Raw genomic sequence first — 15,221 nt, 5'->3', positions numbered from 1 at the left:
AGTGTACGTTAACTAGCAATACTACCGCTTTGTTGCGGTTTCCCTGAGGCGATTATTAGTCTCGCAGAGCTAACGCCGAGACTTGTGGGTAAGAGACAGCGCTGAAGGGCGGGGTTTTAGCCTTGCAACATTTATAAACTACCCCACCCCTGCGGGCCACAGTTTATATACGAATACGGGGGCACACCCCGTGTGTTCGGACGGATCGCCGCGGTACTCGTGCTCACACTTGCGCTATCGAGCGGCATCTTCGTCCCGGACGCCGCGGCAACGGCGTCCGACGCGGCCGTTGAGTCGACCAATGCGACGCTCGTCGCGGCGTATCCGAACCCGGTCGCCCGTGACGACCCCGGTGAGTTTGTCACCGTCCGATTTCGGCGGCCGACAAACACGACGGGGTGGACACTCTCCGACGGGAAGACGACGGCGGGACTCCCGAACCGGACGGTAGAGGGGACTATCGCGTTCACTCGCGCGCCGGAGCACGCGCGAAACGGGACGGATCAGCGTATCGAGCCGCTCTCCGGCCGGTTGCGATTGGCAAACGGGGGCGACCGACTGACGCTCGCCAACGGGAACGACACCGTCTCGACCGCCCGCTACCGGAACGCCCCCGAATCTGAGATCCGCGACTTCGAGAAGGGGGTGTGGCGACCCGTCGGGGCGACAGCTCACGACCCGATTCGAACGGATGGCGGGCGAGCGACAGCATTCGTTCTTCCGGATGCGCCGGATCAGACCGTCGAAACACTCGCGTCGGCCGACGACCGGATCCGGCTGGCCGGCTACACGTTCACGTCCGGACGGATCGCGACGACGCTGCTCGAAGCGGCCGACGAGGGCGTTGATGTCTCGATTCTGCTCGACGGCGCGCCGGTCGGTGGGATCACTGACCGACAAGCTGACCAACTCGACCGGCTCGCGGCGGGTGGTGTCGACGTTCGCCTTCTTGAGGGGCCATACGTTCGGTACCGATACCACCACCCGAAGTACGCGGTCGTCGACGACCGGGCGCTCGTCTCGACAGAGAATTTCAAACCGGCTGGGACCGGCGGAGCCTCGAGCCGCGGGTGGGGCGTCATGCTTGAGGATGCCTCGGCTGCCGCCGCGCTCGCGTCGATACACGAAGCCGACCGGACGTGGCGGGCGGCTACCTCCTGGCGGGAGTACCGGCAGGGACGGGACTTCGTTGACGCCGACCCCGCCCTTGGCTCCTTCGGCACCCGCCACGAGCCGAAACGCGTCGATGTCGATTCGGCCACCGTTCTCGTCGCCCCCGACAACGCCGGCGAGGCGCTTCGCTCCCGGATCAGCGGCGCGGAGGAGCGACTCCTGATCCAGCAGGTCCGGATCGACAGCCGTGAAAACGACCTGCTTCGGGCGACGCTTCGGGCCGCCGAACGCGGCGTCCGCGTCCGGATCCACCTCGACGGAAGCTGGTACGTCGAAGAGAACAACGCCGAACTCGTCGCGTGGCTGAACCGCCGCGCCGAGGCGGAGGGCTGGAACCTCGAGGCCCGCGTCGACGAGGCCGACGGCTATGGGAAGATCCACACGAAGGGGGTAGTCGTCGACGATACCGCTGTCGTCGGGAGCCTCAACTGGGTGGGGTCGGCGACCGCGGAGAACCGGGAGGTACTCGTTGCGCTCGAATCGGCTGAGGCGGCCGACTACTACGCGTCAGTCTTCGACGCCGACTGGGACGATGGTGGGAGCCGCCCGGTTCCCGCCGGGTTGCTTGCGGCTGCTGCGGCCGCGGGAAGCGGGGGACTGCTGGCACTTAGACGGCTCAAGTTCGTCGGTAGGGGGGAGACGGTGACCGACTGGGAATGGTAAACGTGATCGAACGGATCACTGTCTATTCGGACCCCGTCTCAGTCGTCGTCCCGCAACAGCGTGCTCCGGAGGTCGGCGTCGAGTTCGGCGGATTCCATCTTTTCGACGAGCGCGTCGAGGACCCGCTCTCGGGCGCCGGGCACGAACTTTATCGAGCCGACGACGAGGTGACCGCCACCGGAGACGCCCGCACCGGCGAGTTCCTCTTGCAGTTCGGTCACCATGTTCGGGATGTCGAGTCGGACCCCGTCGGAGCGCAACACGGAGAAGTCCGGCCCATAGCCGATTGTAATGACCGGATCACCCGTTTCGGTCACCTTCCTGTCGTGGAGTTCGCCAGTCGTTTTCCCCGGGGCAGGGTACGTAAACCGACGGGCGTGGTTCTCGACATCGAGCCGATAGAGGTGCGCCCCATTGTCGAGACGCTCGTGTTCGACGTGCCCCTCGGCATCATCCAGTTGGCGCTCGACGTCGCGGCGGGCCCGCGAGGCGAGAAAGTCAACGAGTTCGGCGTGTCGCTCGGCGTCGTCACAGTCGAGGTCTAAGGCGTCGCTGATGAGGTTCGGTCCGGAACTGTACCGGAGCCAGTGGGCGGCGTAATCGAGGGCTTCAACGATGTCGTTCAGTTCTGCCTCGTCGTAGCCGGCCGACTCGGCGAGGTCGAGATACCGATCCATCACGTCGGCCTTCGAGCGGTCCGCGAGGCCGGCGACCGCGGGGACGTGTTCGAGGTCCTCGGTGATCGAGGGGTCGATCATCCGTGCCAACTCGACGCACATCATCCCGGTCGTGATCCGGTAGTCCTCGCCGTGGAGATAGGGGTTGACGTGCTCCTCGAGTAGCGGGCCGACCGCGTCGGGGTCGGGGTGGTGGTGATCGACCGCGAGGATCGGGATGTCGTACTGGGCAAGCGCCCGATAGGCCGGGGTATCCTCTTCGGTGGAGCCGTTGTCGACCATGAACAACAGCGGGAGCCGCTGGCCGTGTCGGACCTCATCTTCGAGGGCGAAGTTAAGATCGCGGGTCACGTCTTCCATCTCGTAGTACGGGGCCTTCGAAGGGAGTCGTTTGAACAGGTGACGCGGCGCGTCAGGGTCGGCGTGTACCTCAGAGATGAGGTTCTCGAGGGCGAGTTGGACCGGCAGCGCGGCGCACATCCCGTCGCCGTCGGCGTGGTGGCGAACCCGGATCGGGCGCCCTTCCAGAACAGCGAGCCGGAGGCGACGCGCGACGGCCGCAAGGTCGTCCCGAAGGGCGTCGAAGGCCGACCACTCGATCAGCGGCTCCGGGTCGGCAGGGGTGGCGGCCGCCTCGACAGTCTCGTTGACGCGCGCACGGACATCCTCGCGTTCGTCGCCGTCGAGGACCGAGAGTTCCTCAACCTCGAGTTGCGGGGCGTCCTCGTGTGCTTCGACTGTCCCGCTAACGCGGACCGTATCGTCGAGTTCGATTTCGGGGTACGCGCGGACGCCGGCCGCCTCGAAGGCCGCACAGGGAACGATACCGGTCCCGTCGCGAACCGAGAATACTGTTGGGCCGGCGGTCTGTTTGATCTGAACGACATCGCCCTCGACGTACACCGCGTCGCCGGTCCGGTCGTCGAGTGAGCCGATTTGGACGCTGTCACCGTGTACGACGTCGGTTCGGGCGACGCTGTCGGGGTTGGCGGCGACCTCTTCGAACCCGAGATCGCCGTTCTCACGGATCTCGACCAGTTCGACGACGATCTCGTCGCCGACCTCGTAGGTGTTGTCGAGCTTCGATTCGTGGACGAGCCCGGAGACCGACTCGGACAGATCGACGAAGATGCCGTACTCGACAACGCCGTTGATAGTTGCCACGTAGCGGGCCCCCTCCTCGATATCGTCGAAGGTACAGCCGGGCGCGAGATCCTTCGCGACACCCTGTTGGGAGCCGTGATCTCCGTCACCGGCGGTAGATGTATTCATTACTGAAATATGCGCCCTGGGTCGTTTTAAGGGTGTTGTATCCGTGGCCGGAGCGGCCCTCGAACCCGGAACGCTTAGTTGTCGGGCGGTCCCACTAATCAGTATGGGTTTGTTCGGGTCGTTTTTGAAGCCGAAACTTTTCAGATCGAGCGAACTCGTCGGTATCGCCGACGATGCCCTCCAGCTCGCCCTACAGGCGTCGGAGGACGCCCACCCCAACGAGTACATGGGGCAACTCCGCGGACAGGACGCGCGCACGGTCGGTCTCGACCGCGAGGGGACGGTCATCACGGACGTGTTACTCGCGCCTGGGACAAAGACGAACCCGACGAGCGCGGAGTTCAATCCCAGCTACATGCCAAACGATCTCAACAGCATCGGGTCGGTCCACTCACATCCGAACGGGGTATTGCGCCCGAGCGACGCGGATCTGGCGACGTTCTCGCGGGGGCGGGTACACATCATCGTCGGCGCGCCCTACGGCCGGAGCGACTGGCGGGCCTTCGACAGTGAAGGCAAACCGACTGATCTAGACGTGGTGTCGGTCGACGTCCCCGACGAGCAGTTCTTCGATTTCACGCAGGCCGACATCGACCGGGAGCTCCGATGAGACGCGTCGTTGCACAGGGAACGTTTGATCTGCTCCACCCCGGGCACCTGCACTACCTCGACGACGCGAAGTCCCGCGGCGACCGCCTCGACGTTATCGTCGCCCGCTCGGAGAACGTCACGCACAAGCCAAAGCCCGTGGTGCCGGACCGACAGCGGCGCGAGATGGTAGCCGCTCTCAATCCGGTTGATGGCGCCCGCCTCGGGCATACCGAGGACTTCTTCGTGCCGATCCGCGAGATCGGCCCCGACGTCATCGTGCTCGGCCACGACCAACACCACGACGAGGGGACGGTCGCCGGGCTGTTGGCCGAGGAGGGTATCGACTGCGATGTCGTCCGCGCCTCGGCCCGCGACGCCGACCCCGACGCGGAGTTGCTCTCGACGGGACGGATCATCGACCGCGTCTGCGAGCACCGCTGTTAGCCTGGGCACCCCACGATATTACTTGAGGACAGACTCGTACACCGCTTCGAGGTCATCGATAGACCGTTCGACGCACAGCCGTTGACGCCGCCCCGCGAGCCGCGTCGGGAGCCGTTCGGACACCCCGAGTACCTGTTTGATCGCCTCCCGGAACGCCACCGTGTCACCGGGCGGGAAGTGGGTTCCCGTTTCGCCGTCGGTCACTGTCTCTGCCAGCGCGCCGGCGGCGGCGGCGACGACGGGCGTCCCGCAGGCGATTGCCTCGAGGGCGACGAGTCCCTGCGTCTCGACCGGGCTGGGAAACGCAAACGTGTCAAGTGCGGTATAAAAAGCCGGTAGTTCGGATCGGTCGAGAAACCCGAGAAAAAAGACGTCCTCTCGGCCCGCCGCGTGGCGTTCGAGGTCGGGACGGGCCGGGCCGTCGCCGGCGAGCACGACAGCGGCGTCGACATCGGCTGTCGCGTCGAGCACGTCGCCGAGTCGCTTCTCGTGGCCGTGCCGACCAGTGTAGCCGACGAGCGGGCGGTCTGGGAGGGCGTGTCGGCGCTTGAACGCCCGCACTGTCCCGGCATCGATCGGGCGAAACCGGTCGGTGTCGACGCCATTTGAGACCACATGGGTCGGCGTCCCGTCGGCGGGAAGCGTCTGGGCGGCGGTCCGCGAGGGGGCGATCACGGCGTCAGCGCCAGCCACGAACCACCGCTCATAGCTGTCGGCAGCCCGCCTGATGGGGGCTTCAAGGGCGTCGCTGAGGTAGCCGGCGTACTCGCTCGCCGGCGTGTGATAGGACACGACGAGCGGCATCTCGCGAGCGGCGGCGAGCCGTCGGCCGGCCACCCCGAGGGTGAACGGCGTGTGTGCATGAACCACGTCGGGGTCGCATCCCCGGACCGAGTCCGGGACGGTCGGCGCTGCAAACCTGAACCCGGTATAAAAGGGAAACGGGGCGCTCGGCACCGGGTGCTCGCCGGGGTCAGGGCCGCGGGCGGAGGCGGACGGATAGACGACCGGCATCTCGCCGCCGCGGCGCCGCCAGCGCTCGCGCCACGTCCGGACAGTGTAGCTGACCCCGTTGACCGTCGGCAGGTACGTATCCGTGAAGGCCGCGACGGTCCGCATGCCTGCCGGTTCGGCGACATCGGTTTAATCGGTTGTGTGTTCGTCCGCGGAGCGCTTGCGTGCCTCCGCGTAAGCGGTCTCAAGTTCCCGTCGGACCCGATCGAGGCCGTGGGAACGGGCGGTCTCGGCCGCACGTTCGCCGAGGCGGCGGCGAAGCTCCGGGGTCGCCGCGAGGCGCTCGATCGCCGCCTCGAACTCGGGGAGCGTCTCACACAGCAGGCAGTCCTCGCCGTGGGTGTAGAACTCCTCAAACACCGGTAGCCGCCGCAACACGACCGCCGCCCCGCAGGCCATCGCCTCCAGCACCGCGATCCCCTGGTTTTCGACTCGCGTCGGGAGACAGTAGATATCGCCCGCGCCGTAGGCGCCGCGGATATCTTCGATCCAGCCGGTGAACGTGACGTTTTCCGGGGGGGTCGCGGTGAGCCGCCGGACCGTCGGTGAGGCGTGGGGGCCGTCGTCGTAGGGGCCGAACCAGACGAACTCGTAGTCGCTCCGACGGGCGAGTTGACAGAACGTCTCGACACCCTTCCGATCGAAGACGTTACCGACCGCATAGACGACAGTGCCATCGAGATCGAACCGTCGTCGGTATCTTTCCCGTAGCGCCTCGTGTCCCGCAAGGGCGTCGACATCGACGCCGTTTGTGATCGTTCTGATCGGCGCATCGACTGGGTACGACGCAAGCACCGACTTCGTGTACTCGCTCGGGCACAGGAGGAGGTCAGCCCGCGAGTATAGCCACCTGAGGTACCGCTCGAGGGCCGGCCCCACCGCCGTCGACCCGCGGAAGCTCCCGGCGAAGTCCTCGCGGGTGACGTGGGCGTGCAGCACCAACGGGAGGTCGTTCCGGCGGGCGTGTTCGGCGACGGCGATCGTTCCGGGGGCAAGGAGGTGACAGTGGGCCAGATCGTACGCCTCAAACGCGCTGTCGCCGACGGCTCGTTTATAAACGGCTGTCACCGGATCGCCGCCGCACCACGGCGATGTCGAAAGTCGGAGCGACGAGTCGGCCAGGGCTTTCCGCTGGTGGCGGACGGCGGTCCCGATACCGCTACGCTGGAGGCGGTCGCGGAGTTCGAGGTAGTGCAGGACGCGCACGCAGGCCCCTTTGCCGACGACCGGTATATACGTCCCGGAGCGGGCGTTGCGGGCGGCGGGGCTAGTATATAACCCTCGACGCCGCATGAAAAGAGCCAACACGCGCGGCGACGACCGGCCGGTATGATCGGCATCGTCGGCGGCGGCCTCGCGGGTCTCGCCGCTGCATACCGCCTCCAGGAGGCCGGACGTGAGATCCGGGTGTTCGAGGCGTCCGAGGACGTGGGAGGCCTCGCCGCGACCTACGAAACCGCTGGCGATCGGATCGAGGCGTACTATCACCACCTCTCGAAGTCCGAGGAGACGATCGTCGAGTTGGCCGAGGAACTCGGCGTCGGCGACCGGATCGAGTGGCGGATCGGCGAGAACGCCTACTACGTCGACGGCGTCGCCCACCCTCTCGATACGCCCTGGGAGATCGCCGCGTACCCGCATCTCTCGGTCTACGACAAGTTCCGCCTCGCGGCGCTGACGCTCGAGGTCGACGTCCGCGGCGGCCGGCCGCGCTTCGATACCTACGACGATATCGAGGCGTTCGAGGACGTCCCCGTCACGGAGTTCCTTCTCGAACACACGACCCGCGGCGTCTATGAGTACTTCTTCGAACCGCTGCTCGACGCCAAGTTCGGCGACCGCAAGGACGACGTCTCGGCGGCCTGGTTGCTCGGCCGCATCAAGTTCCGCGGCGAACGTGACATCCTCCGAGGCGAAGTGCTCGGCTACCTCGACGGCGGGTTCGCCGTTCTCGTCGAGGCGCTTCTCGAGGCGGTGGGCCGAGAGCGGATGGACACCGAAACAGCCGTGAGAGACCTGTCGTTCGATTCGGGTGAAAATACGGCGACAGAACCGGCCGTCGAGTCGGTAACGGTCGAACGCCGGGGGGCCGGAACCGACACTTATGATGTCGACGAGGTCGTCGTCGCGACGATGCCCGACGTCCTCGAATCACTGACCGGGTACGCCTGCGACGTCGATTTCCAGGGATCGGTCTGTGCGCTCGTCTCAATGAGCGAACCGTTATTGGACACTTACTGGCTGAACATCGCCGACGACGCGCCGTTCGGGGCGCTCATCGAGCACACGAACTTCATTCCGCCGGCGCGCTACGGGGGCGAACACCTCCTCTACATCGCGAGTTATGTTCAAGATCTTGAAGACGACCTGTGGCAGCGCAGCGACGAAGCGGTCGAGGAACTGTGGCTCGAAGGGATCGAAGCGCTGTTTCCCGACTTCGACCGCGACGCAGTTACAGACGTTCGCATCTCGCGGAACCCAAAGACTGCACCGGTCTACGAGCGCGGCTATCTCGACCTGGTCGTTCCGTACGACCTCGCATCGGCGGGCCTCACGGGGGTCTACTACGCCGGGATGGCATCGCGGGCACAGTATCCCGAACGAAGCCTCAACGGTGCAGTCGAGGCCGGGTACGCGGCCGCCGACCGGATTCTTGCACGGGAGCGGTGAGGCGGCTATGCGGCCCTTTCGAGCCCGTTATATCCGGTCGTACTCCTTCCGGAACGTCTCCAGCGTCGCCGCCAGCACGCCGATAACGATCGGACCGACGAACAGCCCAGTAAAGCCAACGGAGTAGACGCCGCCGGCGACCCCGACTAAGATCACGCCGGGGTTCAGCCCCGCCTGTTGGTCGATAAGTATTGGTCGTGCATAGTTATCAAAGAGGCTGACGATGACGACGCCGTATATAAACAGGAGCACCCCAGCTGTCACCGCGTCGATGACGAATAAATAGCCGGCCGCGGGCCCCCATACCAGAAAGGACCCAATAAGCGGCAGCAGCGAAAGCACCGCCATCACGAACGTCCAAAAGACCGCGTTGGGAATGCCGGCGATCCAGAGGCCGACGCCGGCGAGAAGCGCTTGCGCAAGCGCCACGACGATGTGGCCGATGACGACGCCCCACGTCGTCGCGTCGATCTTTCTCGCCAAGTCGTCGACGACATGGGGGGGTAGCGGGACGGTGTCTTTGCTCCATTCGACGAACGCCGGCCCGTCCCGAAGCAGGTAGTAGAGCAAAAATAGCATGAGCGCAACCCCGACGCTGGCTTGGAGCGCGAACCTGAACACTCCGGTGTAGCCGTCGAAAAGCACCCGGATCAGTTGGTCGCCCGCCGTTGCGAGCAGATCCGCGAGTTCGATCTCGATCTCGCGGCCGAGGAGTTCGGAGAGTCGGCCCTCGATCGCGACGATATCGAGGTTGATTTCGCCACTCGAGATCGATCGAAGGTCGTTGACAAATCTTGAGATGATATACACGAGGGGGACGATGACGGCGACGGTCGTCGCGATTATGAGACCGGACGCCGAGGCAGCGCCGCCGATCCGCCCCTCAAGCCGGCGGTGAATCGGATAGAGCACGTACGCGAGGATGAGTGACGCGACCACGTACTCGAGAAACGGAATAACGATGAGAAGCACCAGCGCCGAAACGAGTGCGATGACGAGGAGAAGAAACGCCTGCCCGCGATTCATACTGTCTCGTCAACACCGGGAAATAAAAGCCTACGGGGGTCGGCCGGCTCAGCTCGCGCCCTTGGATTCCTCGTCGTCGACGACGGGCGATTGGCGGGGATCGATCGAGTCGGGTTCCTCCGTGTCGCCACCGACGACTGTCCGGCCGTCGCCCGTCTCCACGTACACGTCGTCGTCGAACCCTTCGATCGCGTTTTCGTACTCCGCGGTTTCGAGGGCCTCGGGGATCGCAGGAGCATCGGCGACGCCCTCAGCGGGGGCAAACACGCCGAGCGGGTCGTCGATCGTGACCTCGTAGCGCTCGAAGAACGCCTCGTAGCGGCGGTAGTGAGCCTCGAGCTCGTCGCCGGGGATCTCCATCATCTCGGTCCAGCCGTGATTGAAGAAATCAAAGTTTGCCTGGATATGAGTGATCTCTCTGGCTTCGGCCTCGGAGTAGCCGGACTCGAGTGCGGCGACGTAGCTGTCCATCGTCGCGTCGAAGAAGTCGTCGAGGTGGTCACGCCGTTCCTCGCGCTGTCCCTCGTCGGCCTTCCCGAGGAAGATCTTCGTGTGCATCTTCACTAAGCCGTAGCGGGCGACATCCCGGATACCGGGGGTCGTGAGTGCCTTCTTCGACGCCCAGTGGCGCGGGTTCTGATAGATTTTCATACGCTCGATACGCAGTCGAGCGTCTTCAACGCCCTGCAAGCGGAAACGGGATACCGAATCCCGAGCACCCTACAAGCGGAAGTGGGGTGGTGAACTCCACCGTCGAAGTGGAAGGGCGTCGGGGCAGCCGCAATATCCAGATGGCAATTAACATTAACCCGGATGGCCTACACGTCTTCATGTGTGCGTCCCACGTAATCATCGGTGACGGTATCGCCGGCGCCTCCGCGGCCGAATCGATCCGGGAGGGCGATCCGGACGCAGAGGTCACCGTCCTCACCGAGGAGGGTGAAGCACTGTATAACCGTATCCTGATCAAGGAGTTCGCCAAGGGGAAACTCCCCGCGGCGCCTGTCTCGATTCACGACCCCGACTGGTACGAGGAGCGCAACATCGATCTGCATCTCGACACCGTCGTCACCGAGGTCGACACCGACGCTCACGAGGTCCACACCCACGGCGGGGAGACCTACGAGTACGACAAGCTCCTCGTCGCGACCGGGGGAACACCGACCCAGCTCCCGGTCGACAACAGCGACGCAGACGGTGTCCATCACTTCTGGACGTTTCAAGACGCCCGGGCGATCAAAGAAAGCGCCGCGGACGCCGAGAAGGGTGTCGTAGTCGGTGCCGGACTGTTGGGTATCGACCTCGCGGCCATCTGTGGGGCCCAAAACGTCGACGCACACTACCTGATGCGCGGCGAATCCTGGTGGCGCTACGCACTCTCGCCGGAGGGCGCGGAGCTCATCCACGAGGCCATGGAGGACATCGGCGTCACGCCGGTGTTCGACTCGGGCGTCGACCACTTCGAGACCGACGAGGAGGGCCACGTGACGGCCGCCGTCGACCCCAACGGCGAGCGCTTCAAGGCCGAGTTCGCCGGTGTCGCGATCGGATTGAATTTTAACACCGAGTTTCTCCGCGGGAGCGGAATCGAGACCGGCAACGGCATTATCACCGACGAGTACATGCGGACGAACGTCGAGGATGTCTACGCGGCGGGCGACATCACTCAGTTCCACGACGTGATTCTGGGCGACCGCGCTCAAAACGGCGCGTGGGGCTCGGCAAAGGAGCAGGGGTCGATCGCCGGCCAAAACATGGTCGCCGGCGGTCCCGAGGCGGAGTTCTCGTGGGTATCGTCGTATTCGATCACCCACTTCGATTTCCCGTTTCTCTCCTTTGGGCACCCGACCCGCGGCGACGACTCGGTCGAACGGAAGTACGAGGACGGGACCTGGCGCCGCGTGGCCCTCAAAGACGGCCGCGTCATCGGTGGCGTCCTCATCGGCGACCTCTCGGCGCAGTCGGTGCTGAAGAAACTCGCCCGGCGGCAGATCGACGTCTCCGATCGGACCGACCTACTCCTACGGCAGGGCGTCGACATCGACGCCTTCGAGGAGCGGGCGACGACGGAGTGACCAAGCGGGCGCGCCGGGGTGCCGGCGCCTGACCCGATTCCAAAGTGTTTTCTCCGGGCGCCTCCCCCGTTGAGCTATGGACGGCGGCGGCTCATCAGACATGACGCTCGCGTTCGAGTTGGAAGTGCTTAAAGAGATTGCGAACCCCGAGGCGGTGTTCTCGGATGCCCGCTCGTGGAGCGAATACGTCGGCGTCATCTCGGAGAAGCCGACCTACGTGGTGACGAACTTCACCCGCAAGGAGCGGATCCGACAGGATTTCTTCTCCGGCCCCCGGGGGCGCGAGGAAAGCCTCGAAAACGTCAAAGATCAGTTCCAGACCGAACGACACGTCTTCGTCGGGCAGGGCGAGGAGGACGCAGCGCTCGCCGAAGCGGCCGACTGGGAGTTCCTCCCGATCGATACGGCCGCCGAGGCGGCCGACTGGGCGCTCGCAACGGAGGAGGAGGAAGACGAAGAGGCGGAGGTCGAACGCCGCGACGACTGGCCATAGTGGGGTTGCCTCGGCGTCGAAACAGAGTGAGACTGGACTGACGGAGGCGATTCGACTACGCTTAAGAGGGCGGCGGACGCGAACGCGAGTATGGGTATTGACATTGGTCAAGCGCTCCGGGAAGGAGCGTCCCGCACAACCGGGAAAAACGGTCTCATCTTTGCCGCCGTCTTCACCGGTATCGCCCTCCTCACGACAGTATTGTTCCAATCGCTCATCGTCTCCGCCGCTGACTCGGCGCTCGCGGCGTTTCAGAGCGCGTCGCCTCAGGAGTTGGGGCTCTCAGCGACCGAGTACAACGACGCCATCTCGGAGTTCGAAACGGCGCGCGAGCAGGCTCAGACCGCCGCCCCGCTCGCCGTCGAGATATCTGCCGGGATCGCCGCGGGGGGATTGCTTCTCTCGGCGCTCATCGCCGAGGCCGTTTCGATCGCCGCCGTTCGCGTCTTCGCGACCGACGAGGCGGGGACAGCGACGACCGACCTCGTCACCGACAACGCTCTGCTCGCGACGCTGAACGGCTTCATCGGTGGGATCATCGTCTGGGGACTCATCCTCCTCGGGTCCGGGCTCCTCCTGTTGCCTGGAATCGCTCTCGCAGTCCTGTTTTATTTCCTCAGACAGGAGATTGCGATCAACAACAAGAACTTCATCCAAGGGATGGCGGATTCGTGGCGGATCACGAAGGGCAATCGCGTCGAGGTGTTCTTACTCGGGGGAGTCCTCGTCATTGTCTCGCGGCTCGAGGAGGCTACCTCCGCGGCTGTCGGCGTCGTCTCGACGCCCGCAGGGGCGGTGGCCGCGGCGGTCGTTGGGGGCCTTTTGACCGCGTTTGGCGCGGCAGTCGCGACACGGGCGTACGTTCAACTCGACGGTGCGGGGAGCGCGCCTGAACCCGAGCCCGAATCAGACGAGGAGTTTGAGGATCCATACGACGCGGCGCTCGGCCCCGACGACCTCTCACGGTGATCGGACCGCCCTCGCCGACGCCGGTCGGGATCGAGTGGTCGATCGAGGGGCCGAACGCTGGTTTTAATCGCTTCCGACACCCACACTAAACAATGCCAACGCCGCGCGTTCCGGGCGACGACAGCCGGCTCGAACTCCCCTGCGGTGAGACGGTCCGCCCCGTCGACCTCGACATGGGGCTTCGGGAACTCGAGTGTGCGTGCGGTGAGCGCCACGCACTCGTGGTCGACGCGCATCCGATTTCGCGGTTCGTTCCCGAATCGATCGTCGACGTGTTGACCGGGAGCGTCGAGACCGACGATGAGTTCCCGGAGTTCGGCACGCCCCATATTATGGGGATGGTGCTGGAGGAAGTCCCCGAAGACGTGGCCGTCGCCGACGTCGCCGACGACGGCCGGGTCGGCTACGCCTTGCTCTGGGTCGCCGACTTCGATGCTCGCCGACTCCACGAAATCGTCGTCGAACTTCTCGTCGAGTTGATGGAACACGCCGCCAGCCACGGCGACGCGGCGACTGCCGAGCGCTTCGAGGAGCAGATGCACGAATTTGACGTGGCGGCGTTCGTCGAACAGTACCGTCGCGAACGATCGTTCGACTCGGAGTTCGACGAGCCGGTCTGATCGGACACGGCGGGGCCGCTGTCAGACAGTCTGATTCGCCGCTGTCGCCCGGTTTTGCCGGCGAGTGTGTATGACATTTGTCTGACGGATACTTATTGCATGAGAAGCCTTGTGTATGCACATGCGCGTACGTCGCGGCGAGTTCGAGCGCATCCGATCAGTCCTGTCGGAGGCCGATCCAGACGAGGCGCTGACCGCCCGCGAAATCCTCGAATTGCTCCAGGATCACGGCGAGGAATTCGACAGCGCCCACCGGGTCGCGACGGTGCTCGGACGTGAGGCCGACGCCGATACGGCTGGCGTCGAGGTAATCAGAGACCAACCCTATCGCTATCGGATCGGCAGCGAGCGGAACTAACCCGTCCCGTGGTGGCTTGACCGCCACGAATCGGTCCGAGAGGAGACCCACAGCGCGTGGGTCAGTGAGGGTCGCGAGCGTTCCCTTTGTTTATATACTCGTATCCTCGGGAGCAATACGAGACGCACTACTGTGGTGACCGCCGTTGAGGTACAAGCCGGCCTGACGGATCAGGTCCACCCGGAGCGAGCGCTCGCGTCGAGGCCGGCAGTCGGTTTACACATTGGACATAATCAGATGTAGGAGGCAAGTCGATGGAGAAACATAGCGGGAGGACGATTTGAACGTCCGGTCTCCGGGTTATGAGCCCGGCGGAATCTCCTGGCTATCCCATCCCGCTACTATCATGTAGCCCGGTGCGCCAATTAAGGGTTGTGATTGACTTGCCGTCCGTTGAATTCTCCCGTGGTACTAACCCGCTCGTTATTCGTGTACGCGCCACGTCAGCAGGCTTTCGGTGACGTAGTTGACCACCATTCCACAGCAGATGCCCGCGCCGCTGGCGACGAGCAACCACAGGTCGACCCCGAGTGCGGAGAGATCGACCTGAAGCCGCCGATAGACGGTCGAGAACACGACGAGTTGGACGGCGATGCCGCCCACGCGGACGACGTTCGAGGTGGCCAGCCGTCGCAGTTTGGGGATCACCCCGGGCCGGCCCGACCCGGCGAACGTCCAGCGCTCATTGAGGACGAACATGACGACGATCGCCGTCTCGATACCGAGGAACTTCGCCGCTTCAGGGGTGAGTCCAGCCGTCGCGAACGCGAGCAACACGGCGTTGTCACAGAGCGCCCCGACAGCACCGACACCGGCGAACCGACCGAACCGGAACGGGGCATACAGCGTCTCGCCGAGTTCCCGAAGCATTATTTCAGGGAGGTCGTAGCCGTCATTGTCGATGGCGATCCACGAGTGCGGTCGGCTCCTCCGACGGTGCGATGGCGCGGTGGAGCGGGCTGTTCTGGAGGCGCTTCGCACGGTGGCGGGTCACGAGGAGGGCTTTTCCCATCGAGAGCGTCGTCCGGATCGGGTCGACCGTCGAGCCGGGACGATCCGTCCAGACGATCGGCACCTCCCGAACCGACAGCCCGAGCGCCCCGGCGACAGCGAGGAGTTCGATGTCCCACGCGAAGCCGGCTTCGTAGAGGTGCCCACGGACGGTCGCCCATGCCT

The 15,221-nt window shown here is 64.8% G+C and carries 15 protein-coding genes, 1 tRNA gene and 1 pseudogene; 9 read left to right on the top strand and 8 right to left on the bottom strand.

The window, feature by feature from the left end; all coding sequences use genetic code 11:
- Positions 1-192 precede the first annotated feature (192 nt).
- Positions 193-1,836 carry a phospholipase D-like domain-containing protein gene (locus ACI944_RS04880; protein WP_411717940.1) on the top strand — a complete coding sequence of 548 codons (1,644 nt, stop codon included), beginning with the start codon at positions 193-195 and terminating at the stop codon, positions 1,834-1,836.
- 38 nt (positions 1,837-1,874) lie between these two features.
- Here ACI944_RS04880 and ACI944_RS04875 read toward each other — a convergent pair whose 3' ends face one another.
- The gene (locus ACI944_RS04875) at positions 1,875-3,785 is read right to left on the bottom strand and encodes a DHH family phosphoesterase (protein ID WP_411717939.1); all 1,911 of its coding nucleotides are present in this window, start codon (positions 3,783-3,785) and stop codon (positions 1,875-1,877) included.
- Positions 3,786-3,888: 103 nt separating this feature from the next.
- Here ACI944_RS04875 and ACI944_RS04870 point away from each other — a divergent pair, with 103 nt between their 5' ends.
- Both ACI944_RS04870 and ACI944_RS04865 read left to right on the top strand, forming a co-directional pair.
- Entirely contained in the window at positions 3,889-4,395 is a 507-nt protein-coding gene (locus ACI944_RS04870; RefSeq protein WP_411717938.1) for a Mov34/MPN/PAD-1 family protein, read from the top strand.
- Entirely contained in the window at positions 4,392-4,820 is a 429-nt protein-coding gene (locus tag ACI944_RS04865; protein ID WP_411717937.1) for an adenylyltransferase/cytidyltransferase family protein, read from the top strand. Before ACI944_RS04870 ends, ACI944_RS04865 begins: the two co-directional genes overlap by 4 nt.
- Before the next feature lie 18 nt (positions 4,821-4,838).
- On the opposite strand, the gene ACI944_RS04860 is transcribed toward ACI944_RS04865, so the two are convergent.
- Positions 4,839-5,939, bottom strand: coding sequence for a glycosyltransferase (locus tag ACI944_RS04860; RefSeq protein ID WP_411717936.1), 1,101 nt, complete (start codon positions 5,937-5,939; stop codon positions 4,839-4,841).
- A gap of 24 nt (positions 5,940-5,963) precedes the next feature.
- A complete protein-coding gene (locus ACI944_RS04855) occupies positions 5,964-7,040 on the bottom strand; it encodes a glycosyltransferase family 4 protein (protein WP_411717935.1) in 1,077 nt (358 codons plus the stop codon).
- Between the two features lie 123 nt (positions 7,041-7,163).
- On the opposite strand from ACI944_RS04855, the gene ACI944_RS04850 reads away from it, so the two are divergent.
- Positions 7,164-8,504 (top strand): NAD(P)/FAD-dependent oxidoreductase, encoded by a 1,341-nt coding sequence (locus ACI944_RS04850; protein WP_411717934.1) that lies wholly within the window; start codon positions 7,164-7,166, stop codon positions 8,502-8,504.
- 27 nt (positions 8,505-8,531) lie between these two features.
- Here the strand turns inward: ACI944_RS04850 and ACI944_RS04845 are convergent, their stop codons facing one another.
- On the bottom strand, positions 8,532-9,530 hold the full coding sequence (locus ACI944_RS04845; RefSeq protein WP_411717933.1) for an AI-2E family transporter: 999 nt from the start codon (positions 9,528-9,530) through the stop codon (positions 8,532-8,534).
- Between the two features lie 48 nt (positions 9,531-9,578).
- Entirely contained in the window at positions 9,579-10,181 is a 603-nt protein-coding gene (locus ACI944_RS04840) for a DUF6149 family protein (RefSeq protein WP_411717932.1), read from the bottom strand.
- Positions 10,182-10,360: 179 nt separating this feature from the next.
- Between ACI944_RS04840 and ACI944_RS04835 the strand changes: the two genes are divergently transcribed.
- The 5 genes from ACI944_RS04835 (at position 10,361) to ACI944_RS04815 (ending at position 14,045) form a co-directional block, all read left to right on the top strand.
- Positions 10,361-11,605: an NAD(P)/FAD-dependent oxidoreductase gene (locus tag ACI944_RS04835; protein WP_411717941.1), complete on the top strand. Its 1,245-nt coding sequence runs from the start codon at positions 10,361-10,363 to the stop codon at positions 11,603-11,605.
- A gap of 76 nt (positions 11,606-11,681) precedes the next feature.
- The gene (locus ACI944_RS04830) at positions 11,682-12,098 is read left to right on the top strand and encodes a hypothetical protein (RefSeq protein ID WP_411717931.1); all 417 of its coding nucleotides are present in this window, start codon (positions 11,682-11,684) and stop codon (positions 12,096-12,098) included.
- Positions 12,099-12,188: 90 nt separating this feature from the next.
- Complete coding sequence (locus ACI944_RS04825) at positions 12,189-13,067, top strand: hypothetical protein (protein WP_411717930.1); 879 nt, start codon at positions 12,189-12,191, stop codon at positions 13,065-13,067.
- 92 nt (positions 13,068-13,159) lie between these two features.
- Positions 13,160-13,687, top strand: a complete 528-nt coding sequence (locus tag ACI944_RS04820; RefSeq protein WP_411717929.1) for a DUF5815 family protein — start codon at positions 13,160-13,162, stop codon at positions 13,685-13,687.
- A gap of 121 nt (positions 13,688-13,808) precedes the next feature.
- Positions 13,809-14,045 (top strand): hypothetical protein, encoded by a 237-nt coding sequence (locus ACI944_RS04815; RefSeq protein ID WP_411717928.1) that lies wholly within the window; start codon positions 13,809-13,811, stop codon positions 14,043-14,045.
- Between the two features lie 265 nt (positions 14,046-14,310).
- Here the strand turns inward: ACI944_RS04815 and ACI944_RS04810 are convergent.
- The 3 genes and pseudogenes from ACI944_RS04810 to ACI944_RS04800 form a co-directional block, all read right to left on the bottom strand.
- Positions 14,311-14,385: transfer RNA gene (locus ACI944_RS04810), tRNA-Met, on the bottom strand.
- Between the two features lie 83 nt (positions 14,386-14,468).
- On the bottom strand, positions 14,469-14,915 hold the full coding sequence (locus ACI944_RS04805) for a GtrA family protein (RefSeq protein WP_411717927.1): 447 nt from the start codon (positions 14,913-14,915) through the stop codon (positions 14,469-14,471).
- Between the two features lie 22 nt (positions 14,916-14,937).
- A pseudogene (locus ACI944_RS04800) lies at positions 14,938-15,221 on the bottom strand (dolichol-P-glucose transferase); the annotation flags it as partial.

The organism is Natronomonas sp. (assembly GCF_046710025.1).
Taxonomy (GTDB): domain Archaea; phylum Halobacteriota; class Halobacteria; order Halobacteriales; family Haloarculaceae; genus Natronomonas.
This window is presented reverse-complemented; position numbering and strand designations above follow the sequence as displayed.

Excerpts from the sequence above, each read along its gene's own strand:
- ACI944_RS04875 (WP_411717939.1), bottom strand. The coding sequence starts at position 3,785 with ATGAATACATCTACCGCCGGTGACGGAGATCACGGCTCCCAACAGGGT.
- ACI944_RS04870 (WP_411717938.1), top strand. The coding sequence starts at position 3,889 with ATGGGTTTGTTCGGGTCGTTTTTGAAGCCGAAACTTTTCAGATCGAGC.
- ACI944_RS04865 (WP_411717937.1), top strand. The coding sequence starts at position 4,392 with ATGAGACGCGTCGTTGCACAGGGAACGTTTGATCTGCTCCACCCCGGG.
- ACI944_RS04860 (WP_411717936.1), bottom strand. The coding sequence starts at position 5,939 with ATGCGGACCGTCGCGGCCTTCACGGATACGTACCTGCCGACGGTCAAC.
- ACI944_RS04850 (WP_411717934.1), top strand. The coding sequence starts at position 7,164 with ATGATCGGCATCGTCGGCGGCGGCCTCGCGGGTCTCGCCGCTGCATAC.
- ACI944_RS04845 (WP_411717933.1), bottom strand. The coding sequence starts at position 9,530 with ATGAATCGCGGGCAGGCGTTTCTTCTCCTCGTCATCGCACTCGTTTCG.
- ACI944_RS04840 (WP_411717932.1), bottom strand. The coding sequence starts at position 10,181 with ATGAAAATCTATCAGAACCCGCGCCACTGGGCGTCGAAGAAGGCACTC.
- ACI944_RS04835 (WP_411717941.1), top strand. The coding sequence starts at position 10,361 with ATGTGTGCGTCCCACGTAATCATCGGTGACGGTATCGCCGGCGCCTCC.
- ACI944_RS04830 (WP_411717931.1), top strand. The coding sequence starts at position 11,682 with ATGGACGGCGGCGGCTCATCAGACATGACGCTCGCGTTCGAGTTGGAA.
- ACI944_RS04825 (WP_411717930.1), top strand. The coding sequence starts at position 12,189 with ATGGGTATTGACATTGGTCAAGCGCTCCGGGAAGGAGCGTCCCGCACA.
- ACI944_RS04820 (WP_411717929.1), top strand. The coding sequence starts at position 13,160 with ATGCCAACGCCGCGCGTTCCGGGCGACGACAGCCGGCTCGAACTCCCC.
- ACI944_RS04815 (WP_411717928.1), top strand. The coding sequence starts at position 13,809 with ATGCGCGTACGTCGCGGCGAGTTCGAGCGCATCCGATCAGTCCTGTCG.
- ACI944_RS04805 (WP_411717927.1), bottom strand. The coding sequence starts at position 14,915 with ATGCTTCGGGAACTCGGCGAGACGCTGTATGCCCCGTTCCGGTTCGGT.